Genomic DNA, 11016 nt, shown 5'->3' with positions numbered 1-11016 from the left:
CCTGAGTCCTGGGGCTGCGATGCTTGAGTCCTGGTCACTAAAGGACCCTCCGCCACAGTGGGGATCGGCACAAACCCAGCGGCGTTTGTGCGAGATGAGCCTCACCCTACGGCCAAAGCTTTGTAGGTCATAGAGCTCTACCAGGGAACTTCCCTTAGCGTACGTTTTGCCATCACAGATAGGGCACCTCGGTCGTTCACCTCGACACTCGATGTGAACTCAAAAGGGTGCCTTTTCGCCCTCATCAGCTGGATCTTCAACCCCAAGTAAATTAACATCACTGAGACCGAGCAGAATCTCGGCAATTCGGATAGGGTTTTCTCCACAGGGGTCCTCCAGGTTTTGAGTTGTACCTAACATCATTCTGGCAGAACCCCTGTGCCTCTCTCAAGTTCACCCCTGGTGCGTACAGGCAGCCGACTAAATTCCCCACTTAAATCCGAAGTCCCCCTTTAGCTCAAGCGTTCTCGCGTTCGAGTTGGCGCATCTGCACCTTGGCCTCACTCGTTATCCCCTCGCTCTCCCCTGTGTCGATCTCGGTTTGGCGCACCCAGTGACGTAAGGTCTCAGGGGGTCATGCCGAGCTTGTTGGCTACCGATTGAATCGCTGCCCACTTACGAAGGTTATTCCCCTCGGTGGTCTACAACCATAGGAATAGCCCTATCTCTTACCTCTGGTGAGTAACGCTTCACCTGTGCCATAGTAACTCCATCCTCTTAAGGAGTAGGAGTCTGTATCAAACCTGGGGTTATTCAGTCCGTAACTCAAACTAATCTCGCCTCGATATGCAAATTCTAGGCACGCGTCTGCTAAACGCCTTAGCATAATCTTTGAATAAAGAAGTTTTGTAGGAGGAGCATTGCGATGTCGCAGGATCAGTGCGCCCGAAGGTCTCTACCTGATGAGACCCAAGTAGCGGTCGTAGGGGCGGGCTTAGCCGGTCTGAGCTGTGCCAAGGTCCTTCAAAATAACGGCGTGGACTGCGTCGTAGTTGAAAAGTCCTCGGTTGCAGGTGGCAAAGTCCGCACCGATCGAGTCGAAGGATACGTCTTTGACAAGGGATTTCAGGTCTACCTCAACGAATACCCCATGGGAAAGAGAATGCTGGACTACACGAAGCTCGAACTACGCCCTTTCTATAAGGGGCTGTACATCGACTCGCCCTCAGGACAGCCGAGACTAGTTTCAGATCCCTTATCGACCAACTTAGGATTTCGAGATTTGCCACAGCTACTCTCGCCAACCGATATCGCCGCACTGGTCAAAGCTTTCATTTCGTCCTACCGTAACGGAAATAGCTCTACCGATGCGGTTCTTTCGCGCTTCTCGTCGGCTTCAAGGCTGCGACGCTCTGTTGCAGAACCTTTCCTAAAGGCCGTCTACTTAGACGATGAACTGAGATATCCGATCAGTTTTACCAACTTTCTGATCAAGGTATTTGGAAGAGGTGGAGCTTCGATTCCGGCGCTAGGGATGGATATGATTCCCAAACAGTTCGCATCATCTCTAAATGAACAGATTTTCTTGGAACAAGAGGTCGTACAGATCTCATCTGATGGCGTGACTATGAACAGCGGCGAAAGGATCAAAGCACAATGCGTGGTGGTTGCGACCGACGCCACCACAGCACGGCGTCTCATACCAGGATCTCTACAACAGATTGATTACAGCTCGGTGGGTTATATGTACCTAAGAACAAAAGAGCGCCCCTTAGGACATCAGGCCGTATACGTTCCGTCCGTAAACAAAGGACCCATTCTTACAACATGTGTTATGAGCGATGTATCCATTTACTACGCACCCAAAGACACTCATCTGATATCGGTCTCCTATCGCCCAAACGCTTCCCCTGAAGATGTCAAGAATCAACTCAACAGAGTCTTTGGCACACAAACAAAGAGTTGGGAGGAGCTTCAGTCAGGCACGGTTAGTGCGTCGCTACCAAAGGTGTTTGGACAAGCTTTACAACTCGCAAAGGGGCCACTCGTCGCCAAGAACGTTGTCCTAGCAGGAGACTACTTAGAGTCACCCTCAATCGATGGAGCTTTCGCCTCTGGTGTTAGAGCTGCAAAGACTGCACTTACGATCGTAACTGGTAGAGGTGTCGCAGGAGAAGTGAAGGTAAAGTAGTTACCTAAGTTCAAAAGGCTAGGCGCGAGATGATACGCAACAGATACAGATCACAGGCAGAGTTCGACCTATCTATAACAAACCTGGCAAGAGGTTCGACTGCAGCCGGAGTGAGAAACCTCGACGGGAGAGACGTCGTGTTCGTAACCTCACGACCTTCTTCCAAGAGGGGTGCGTTGAGCGAGGCAGACGGAGTTCGAATCGCAGAGGGCGCAAGATTGGCTCTTCTGAACAGACTGCCACTTGTGTTAATTCTTTCAACCTCTGGAGCCGAAATCACAGATGGCATCGGCGCTCTGCATGGATGGGGTGTAGCTGCGAAGGAGATCTCGATGTGCTCTGGAAATGTCCCGATACTCGCCGGCCTGATTGGTCCTGCAGTTTCGGGACCCACCCTGCTCCTAGGCCTTGCAGACTACGTAGTGGTGACTCCAGATTCATTCGCGTATCTTTCAGGTACCCAAATGGTCGCCAACTTCACCGGAGTAAGCCTTACAACTGAAGAGTTAGGCGGAGCCAACGTGCTGCTTTCCAAGTCAGGCGTAGCGTACCAGGTAGCGGAGAGTGCGAACGAGGTAATTGAAGAGATCGCATACCTGCTTAGTTTTCTACCAGACAATACCGATGCCCTTCCTCCAAGGTCTCCTGAAGTTGATGAGGGTTCTGATCTTCGACCTGAACTTTCCTCTATCGTTCCCGCTGAACCCACCTCTTCATACGACGTGCGCGCCATCGTGAAGGAGATAGTTGACTTCGGCGAGTTCTTAGAACTACGTCAGTTCTGGGCTCCGCAGATCGTGACAGGACTCGCCCGCATAAAGGGTAGAACCGTTGGCGTGGTCGCAAATCAGCCGATGATAATGGCTGGCACCCTTGATATACCGGCTGCACAAAAAGGAGCGCGATTCGTACGCTTTTGCGATGCCTTCAACATCCCGCTCATAACTTTGGAGGACACACCCGGGTTCTTACCAGGGAAAGACGTTGAGTGGCGGGGCATGATAAGGCACGGTGCGGAACTCGCATTCTCCTATGCTGCGTGCTCTATACCTAGGATATGCGTCATAACCCGAAAAGCCTACGGAGGCGCGTATATCGTCATGGACTCAAAGGGCATGGGCAACGACTTCACCGTAGCGTGGCCGAGTTCAGAGATCGCCGTGATGGGCGCGGAAGGAGCAGTCCAGATCCTGCACAGGCGTGCAGATATCAACGAACGCGCGGAGGCCAAGTCGGCGTACGAGCAAACATATCTCACACCGTGGATAGCCGCTGAACGAGGATACGTAGACGTCGTAATCGAACCAGAAGCAACTCGAGAGGTAATAGTTCGAGCCTTAGATCTTCTAATCACCAAGAAGGAGAAGTTACGTCCATCTAAGCACGCCAACTCTCCCATGTAAATCACATACAGAGCGTGCGGTTCTAAATTGCGACGACTTCGCTGGGTAAGACGGACCAAAATAAAGGTAGCATAGCCCCTATGGAGCTACAAGAGGTACTAACCACCAACGCTGCTTATCGCGCCTTTACCGACGAAGCGATACCAAGAGAGGCCATCTACGAGATACTAAACATGGCGAGATTCTCCCCCTCTGGAGGAAACCGCCAGGCATGGCACGTAATTTTGGTGGAAGACGAAGAGATTCGCCTGCAGTTACAAAGCCTCTACCAGGAGTCATGGCGCGAGTACTTCGCCCACGTTAGGCAGAACCTAGTACCATTCGCTCCACTTTCGAATAGAAAATGGGACGGGCCGGCGATTGATCTAGATGAAGCTGCTAAGACCCCAGCTCCATCAGAGTTCTCCGATAACTTGGCGTCTGTTCCGGTCCTGATGTGCATCTTTGTGGATCTCACTCAGCTGGCGGTAATCGATAACGGACTCGGCCGCCAAAGCATCGTTGGCGGCGCGTCCATCTACCCATTTGCGGAAAACATACTCTTAGCCGCTCGATCCTTGGGCTATGGCGGTGTTATGACCACCGTTCTGTGCCGACGGGAAAACGAAGTCATGAATCTGCTTTCGGTGCCAAAGCCCTTTGCACTAGCGGGCGTCATTGCACTTGGGCGGCCTAAGAAGATCCTACGTCGACTTCGGAGACGTCCGGTGGAACACTTTACGACGATCGACCGCTTTAACGGTATCGCTCTATCTAGGTGACCGATGTGTGCGACACTACGCGATCAATGAGTATCCCACGAAGACTACATAGAGCGCAACTAAGGCCAGCCCTTCCGACCTAGACAGTCTGTGACCGCTCCACATCATCAAATAAAGAACAACTGCACAAGCAACAGCAAAAAGTGAGGTAAATGAGACACCGTGGAGTTGACCTCCCGGATCAAGCACGAGAGCTATCGGGGCCGCTACTAAAGTATTGAAAAACGACGACCCCAGGGCGTTTCCAATCGCCAGATCCGGTGCATCTTTAATTACCGCCTGCACCGCTGACGCTACCTCAGGCAGGGCGGTGCCAACTGACACTATCACTGCACCTGCCACGACCTTTGATAAACCCACCGTGGTCGCCAGGGACAGTGCCGCATCCAAAAACACCTGTGCCGAGATCAGGGTACCGATCAAACCTAATAGACAAAGACCGACAATCACCACTAGGCTCTTAGATGAAGCTTCTTCGGGCACCTCGTCTTCAAACTCAGGATCCGATCCTGAGTGCTTTACTATCTGGTACGTTGCAACCGCAAAAACTGCTATTGGAATATAGGCAAAAAGCGTAGATAGATGGAGAACTATGAAGAACACTGCAAACATCAACGCGCCAGCAGTGGCCACCATCCCTTCGTTCTTCAACGTACGGGAGCTGATCTTGGGCCTTGAAGCTACAGCAGCTATGCCAGCCACAACAGTCAGATTGATGATCGTAGCCCCCAAAGATGAAGCCACCCCCACAGATGCATGGTGAGCGAGCGAGGCAAAGGCCGCCGTTGCCAGCTCGGGGAGCGAGGTGCCAAAACCGATGACGACGACACCGGTAAATACCTTTGAGCGACCCGTACGCTGCGAGAACGCTATTGCGTAAGATACAAAGAGGTGCGAGGTGAGCGCAAGTCCTAAAATCCCCAAAACAACGAGCAACAGAGAGAACGTCACTACAGATCCAGACGATGTTCTATCACATTGATTGGATCTATCACTATCACCACGCGTTCTGGGTTCGGCCTTACCGCCTTTGAATACTTGACGAGATATAAAACCTCGACAGAAGAGACGAACTTAGGATCTGACTCGATTTTTGCTGCTCCTGCTAGGCTTACATAGCTCTGTCCTACAAACACACAGAAACTTGCAAAGGGATTCTGTGTGATGTTGCGAACCTTCTTGGAGCTCGCTCGTGACAGCACGAAGAGCTTAGACCCATCGGTGCTGTCCAGGACTGCATTTACAGGCACCTGATGCAACCGATTGACGGTGTCATAAGTTGCAATAACACCGTGAATCGGCCTCGAAAGGAATTGAACGGCTTTCGTTGACAGTTCTTTTGCCAATATACCCCCAGCTCGAAGCTAACATATACGTCCACTCATCGTAGCAAGTCCGTTGCTCTGAAGCGGTACTGGGATGACTAAGCACCTGGTCCTAGATTCACCTTCGCCAATAACCAGTAGCAATTCGTTGACCATCTTGCAGGCTTCACCACAGCACCCCGTAAGCTCCAAGTTGCCCATGTGCCTCGGTAGTTTATCTCGAAAAAAGAGTTCGAGGCATCTAAGGGGGCTAATGTTACCTCGTCATCAAGGCGTCCGCACTTCCTCAGCCTTAGGTACATATATCCTGTATTTTCCCTGAGACAGGATAAGCAAAGTAACGAACGATATATTGTTAACTTGTTGAACTTGATACAGAGTACAGCAACTATTTGGACTGAGTGGAATCTAAGTCGAAGTCATGGTTTGAGTGAATAACAAGACCCAAATTGCGTTGGCTTCGGATGGAAATCACAGACGGCGTCACCGTATCTGCGCGTGGCAGGGTGGAGCGGGTCTTCAAAGTTGCCAAGGTTGCGATGGATTAGATGGGTGTTGGAGGTAGGAGTAGTTGAATAAGATCTTCGTGGCACTGGGAAACTTCTCAGTCAGGTTCAGATACGTAATCGTTCCGCTCTGGATCGCTGTGATATTTGCTTCCGTTGCTTTCTTGCCGTCTCTATCTTCGGTCGTAACTAACAACAATCAGAACTTCCTCCCTAAGAACTCTCCTTCGATTCAAGCCGCAAACCTCGCCAGCAGCTTCCAAAACACCAACGACTCGCTAGTCGAGGTTGTCGTATACCGCAATCAAGGAACACTGACGCCTGCTGATGAAGCTTATGCTGCACAGCTTGCAACCGCCATAAAGGCTCACGTTCCCACCATAGTTAAGTCACAGGTAGTTGCCCTCTCAAAGGACCAGCAAGCAGAACAGATCGAGGTTCTATCTTCGATATCAACCTTCAACGACGTAAAGACCGTAACGTTGGTGGATAACATCCGATCCGAGATCGCAAAGGTTAGCGCTCCCGCTGGCCTTCAAGTTCACACAGCAGGACAGCTCGCAACCGCTGTCGACTCCGCCAAGACTAACGGTTCAAACTTCAACGCTACTCAGCAGTACTCGATCGTCTTCATCTTACTCATCCTTCTCCTCGTCTTTAGGTCAGTGCTCGCTCCTCTCATAACGCTCATCCCAGCTGCATTGGTTTCAGTTATGGCCGGACCGATAGTGGCTCGTCTTACATCGGTGCTTCACTTCCAGGTATCGAACATAACCCAGCTTCTTATGGTGGTCTTGGTGCTAGGAGCCGGTACCGACTACGGACTTTTCCTCGTCTTTAGGGTAAGAGAGGAGATTCGACGAGGTCTCGACGGGAAAGAGGCGGTTAGGTTTGCCGTGTCTCGTGTGGGAGAGTCCATAACCTTCTCCGCCTTTACCGTAATTGCAGCTCTCCTATCGCTAGTGACCGCCACCTTCGGCTTCTACAAGGGCCTAGGGTACCCCTTGGCTATCACCATATTCCTAATGCTCCTTGCTGGGCTAACACTTCAACCAGCGCTCTTGGCGATCTTTGGCCGGGCAGCATTTTGGCCATCTCGGCCTCACAAGACCTCACCCAAGAACGGTCTATGGGGTCGGATTGCGGCCAAGGTTATTACCCGTCCGGTACTGACTCTGACCGCAGGGGTACTAGTGTTTGGCTCGCTAGCCCTCGTATCAATAGGAAACAAACCTTCTGGCTTTACATCTAGCACATCGGTTCCGGCAAACTCCGACTCAGCTCTCGGCAACGCAGCGCTGCAAAAACATTTCAAGGTAGGGGCTTTCAACCCCACCCAGATAATCTTCAAGTTCAATCAACCCATCTGGGGAAACCTTCCCGCAGTGGCAGATATTGAGAACAAGCTCTCATCTTCAAAGGAGTTCAGCTCCGTTCAAGGAATGTTCAACCTCTTTGGAATCCACCTAACCCCTCAGGAGATCTATACTCTGCATTCCAAGCTAGGCAATCCCTCACTGTTGCCACCCGTAGAGCCTCCTACCGTGCATGTCCCCAAACCACTGTACGAGGCCTTCAGATCTGCGGGCAACTATGTTTCACCTAGTGGAAAGCTTGTGTTCTTCAACACCTCGCTCTCAGCGGGCGATCCCGGGTCAACAGCCGCCATTGACTCAGTTCCAGCGATTCGTGCACTCACGACCTCGCTACAAAAAAGTTCGGGCGCTGTAGCCTCTGGGGTAGGCGGGGAGGCACCTGCTTCAGCAGATATATCCGCAGCCTCTAACTCGGATCTATTCCACATTGTCCCTCTCGTTGTTGTTATTATCGCAGTTCTCCTGGCAGTGGTTCTTAGATCTCTGATCGCTCCTTTGTACCTTGTTGTCTCAGTGCTTCTGTCTTATCTTGCGGCACTTGGAATCGACGTTTTGTATTTCATGGACATCAAGGGGGAGTCTGGTTTAACCTTCGTACTACCGTTTATGCTCTTCCTATTTCTCCTTGCGCTAGGTGAGGACTACAACATATTGGTAATGACCCGAATTCGGGAAGAGTCTCACTTGATGCCTTTGAAGGAGGCGGTAGCAACGGCCATCGGAGCTACAGGATCAACCGTGACCTCCGCAGGAATCGTATTGGCTGGCACGTTCTTTGTCCTTGGAGTAGCAGGAGGAAGCGGGAGTCCTCAAGTTCAACAGATCGGCCTAGGTCTTGGTCTTGGAATCGTCATGGACACGTTTTTGGTAAGGACCCTGCTCGTTCCATCGACTGTAGTGCTACTAGGGAAGTGGAACTGGTGGCCTTCAAAACTTCACGAGACGCACGCAAAGCTCGAGACCCAAGAACAGACAAGGTCACAAAGAGCTCATCCCGACAGCTCAAGCCGTCCCTCCCCAGCTCCTGCTAGCTAGTCGATAGATGGCTCGCCAAGACCCCAAGATATACATGGACGTTCACGGACACAGAGCGACCATTACGGTGTCCAACCCGGCAAAGAAAAATGCAATCAGTCAGGCGATGTGGTCGCAACTGCACTCGATATGCCTTGAGATCTCGCACATGTCACACATTAGATGTGTAGTCGTAAAGGGAGACGGTGAGAACTTTGCAGCCGGAGCCGATATCTCGGAGTTTGAACTGACAAGAGATGAGAAAAACGCCGCCACATTCGACAGCAACACCGAGGCGGCGTTGGACGCATTAATAAAGTTGCATGTGCCAACAATAGCCCTAATCGAAGGAATGTGCCTTGGAGGCGGAGTCTCTCTCGCACTCGCCTGCGACTATCGCGTGGCAGATGCAGCTACCGCCCGCTTTGCCATACCAGCCGCAAGGCTCGGAATAGCATATCCATTTGACTCTCTCAGGAGACTGGTAGTGACCGTAGGTAGTGCCCATGCAAAGTTCCTAATATTTAGCGCAAAGCAGATAGACGCGCAGAAAGCACTGCAGATTAACCTTGTTCAGGAGATCTGTCCATCTGGATCAAAGACTGAAGCTAGGGTGGAAGAGATCGTAGAGGCCATTAGCAACAACGCTCCCCTGTCAATCGCTGCCTCCAAGACACTGATCGATGCCATTGCCTTGGAGGACTTAGATGAGCACGCTCTTAGAGAGCTACATGAAGAGGTTTCGAAGACCTGCGTCGCAAGCGCTGACTATAAAGAGGGGGTTAGGGCCTTTCTTGAGCGCAGGCTGCCACAGTTCAGTGGAATGTAGAGTTCTCGCGCCTTCGAACAAAAGACAACGATAGTCTTACAACTAGAGGCTCGTGCAGGGAAATAGATCAGGGTCCTAGTTCGACCTCCAGGTCTCTGGGTATCCTACCTTTGTTGTTCGAGAGATACCAGGAGGTAGGTAACTTGAACTCTCCCCAATCCAATTATTTGTCTGCAGCTGAGACATCGCTACTACCAACCTGTGGCATGTTTGTTCAGCTGCAGATCTACCATATGGGTATAGACAAAAAATTGGTCCACTAAAGAGAAGGGCCTCTCTAGCTAACGATCATCTCCGCAGCTCTCTCAAGGACTGGGCGCAAGATTTCGATTATCTCGTCGAACTGCTCTGCTGTACAGATAAGGGGCGGAGCGAGCTGTACCACGGGCTCGCCTCGATCGTCCGAACGACAGATCAGGCCTTTATCGAGCAGTTCTCTCGAAAGGAATCCCCTTAGGAGGTGCTCGGACTCTTCGTCACTAAATAGCCCTTTGGTCTCTTGATCTTTGACCAGCTCCAAGGCGTAGAAGTATCCAGCTCCACGCACTTCTCCGACGATAGGAATGTCCTTTAGTGACTCCAGCTTGCTCCGAAATAGCTCTTCGTTAGCGAGCACGTGATCATTGATCTGCTCTCTTTCAAAGACCTCGAGATTAGCTAGTGCAACTGCTGCGGCCACAGGATGACCACCGTAAGTAATACCGTGTAGGTAGGTGTTCTTCCCGTGCAGGAACGGCTCCATGAGTCGATCCGATGCAATCATCGCTCCGATCGGAGCGTAACCTGAGGTCATCCCCTTGGCGCAGGTTATCATATCCGGCATATATCCGTATCTCTCGGCCCCAAAGTAGTGACCCAGACGACCAAAGGCCGTGATCACCTCATCAGAGACCAGGAGAACATCGTACTCGTCGCAGATCTCTCTGACTCTTTCGAAGTACCCAGGTGGAGGCGTAAAGCAACCGCCTCCATTTTGTACAGGCTCGAGATATACCAACGCCACCGTATCAGCACCTTCATATTGGATTACTCTTTCTATGTCGTCAGCACACCTGAGCGTACAGGACCCCTTCCAGGCACAGTCCTTGCAGCGGTATTCGTTAGTATTAGCAACCTTTCGCGCACCGGGGAGGAGAGGTTCGAAGGGCTCTTTGTACGCAGGAAGACCAGTGATAGCCAAGGCCCCCAGCGACGCTCCGTGGTAAGCGATGTTTCTCGAGATGACCTTGTACTTGTGGTGTTTGCCTCTCGCCGCAAAGTACTGTCTCGCCAACTTGTAAGCGGCCTCTACTGCTTCACCGCCTCCAGTGGTGAAAAAAACGCGATTTAGATCTCCAGGTGCCAAAGAGGCAAGCTTCTCCGCTAGCTCTACCGCCGGCGTATGAGCGTAACTCCACACAGGGAAGTAAGCCAAGGTAGACGCCTGTTTAGACGCCGCCTCCGCTAGCTCGGTTCTACCGTGACCCAGCTGGCTAACGAACAGACCCGACAGACCGTCTAGGTATCTCTTGCCCGAGGCATCCCAGACGTAGGCTCCTTCACCACGAACCATGATCGGTAGATCTTCCTCTTCAAATGTCGACATACGGGTAAAGTGCATCCAGAGATGTCTCTTTGCTGCCTCTCTAAGATGCTCTAACCTCTTGTCGTCGTACTCGTACACTGCCATCT

At 51.6% G+C, this 11016-nt stretch carries 8 protein-coding genes; 5 read left to right on the top strand and 3 right to left on the bottom strand.

What is annotated here, in order from left to right:
* Positions 1–865: 865 nt before the first annotated feature.
* From BUA24_RS06610 to BUA24_RS06600, 3 genes are all read left to right on the top strand, one after another.
* Positions 866–2131, top strand: coding sequence for an NAD(P)/FAD-dependent oxidoreductase (locus tag BUA24_RS06610; RefSeq protein ID WP_072790270.1), 1266 nt, complete (start codon positions 866–868; stop codon positions 2129–2131).
* 29 nt (positions 2132–2160) lie between these two features.
* Entirely contained in the window at positions 2161–3534 is a 1374-nt protein-coding gene (locus tag BUA24_RS06605) for an acyl-CoA carboxylase subunit beta (protein WP_072790267.1), read from the top strand.
* 80 nt (positions 3535–3614) lie between these two features.
* Positions 3615–4295: a nitroreductase family protein gene (locus tag BUA24_RS06600; protein ID WP_072790264.1), complete on the top strand. Its 681-nt coding sequence runs from the start codon at positions 3615–3617 to the stop codon at positions 4293–4295.
* Positions 4296–4310: 15 nt separating this feature from the next.
* Here BUA24_RS06600 and BUA24_RS06595 read toward each other — a convergent pair whose 3' ends face one another.
* Positions 4311–5246: a sodium:calcium antiporter gene (locus BUA24_RS06595; protein WP_072790261.1), complete on the bottom strand. Its 936-nt coding sequence runs from the start codon at positions 5244–5246 to the stop codon at positions 4311–4313.
* The gene (locus BUA24_RS06590; RefSeq protein ID WP_072790259.1) at positions 5246–5641 is read right to left on the bottom strand and encodes a pyridoxamine 5'-phosphate oxidase family protein; all 396 of its coding nucleotides are present in this window, start codon (positions 5639–5641) and stop codon (positions 5246–5248) included. The genes BUA24_RS06595 and BUA24_RS06590 overlap by 1 nt, the downstream gene beginning before the upstream one ends.
* A 550-nt stretch (positions 5642–6191) precedes the next feature.
* On the opposite strand from BUA24_RS06590, the gene BUA24_RS06585 reads away from it, so the two are divergent.
* Both BUA24_RS06585 and BUA24_RS06580 read left to right on the top strand, forming a co-directional pair.
* Positions 6192–8537: an MMPL family transporter gene (locus BUA24_RS06585; protein ID WP_072790257.1), complete on the top strand. Its 2346-nt coding sequence runs from the start codon at positions 6192–6194 to the stop codon at positions 8535–8537.
* Positions 8538–8544: 7 nt separating this feature from the next.
* The gene (locus BUA24_RS06580) at positions 8545–9345 is read left to right on the top strand and encodes an enoyl-CoA hydratase/isomerase family protein (protein ID WP_072790254.1); all 801 of its coding nucleotides are present in this window, start codon (positions 8545–8547) and stop codon (positions 9343–9345) included.
* A gap of 277 nt (positions 9346–9622) precedes the next feature.
* Here the strand turns inward: BUA24_RS06580 and BUA24_RS06575 are convergent, their stop codons facing one another.
* Positions 9623–11014, bottom strand: a complete 1392-nt coding sequence (locus tag BUA24_RS06575; RefSeq protein WP_072790251.1) for an aspartate aminotransferase family protein — start codon at positions 11012–11014, stop codon at positions 9623–9625.
* Positions 11015–11016: the final 2 nt, after the last annotated feature.

The sequence above is a fragment of the Ferrithrix thermotolerans DSM 19514 genome (genome assembly GCF_900128965.1).
Taxonomy (GTDB): domain Bacteria; phylum Actinomycetota; class Acidimicrobiia; order Acidimicrobiales; family Acidimicrobiaceae; genus Ferrithrix; species Ferrithrix thermotolerans.
Note: the sequence above shows the minus strand (reverse complement) of the source record. Positions and strands in the feature narration are given on the sequence as shown.

Coding starts and splice junctions, on each gene's coding strand:
- BUA24_RS06580 (WP_072790254.1), top strand. CDS start 8,545: ATGGCTCGCCAAGACCCCAAGATATACATGGACGTTCACGGACACAGA.
- BUA24_RS06575 (WP_072790251.1), bottom strand. CDS start 11,014: ATGGCAGTGTACGAGTACGACGACAAGAGGTTAGAGCATCTTAGAGAG.
- BUA24_RS06605 (WP_072790267.1), top strand. CDS start 2,161: ATGATACGCAACAGATACAGATCACAGGCAGAGTTCGACCTATCTATA.
- BUA24_RS06610 (WP_072790270.1), top strand. CDS start 866: ATGTCGCAGGATCAGTGCGCCCGAAGGTCTCTACCTGATGAGACCCAA.
- BUA24_RS06600 (WP_072790264.1), top strand. CDS start 3,615: ATGGAGCTACAAGAGGTACTAACCACCAACGCTGCTTATCGCGCCTTT.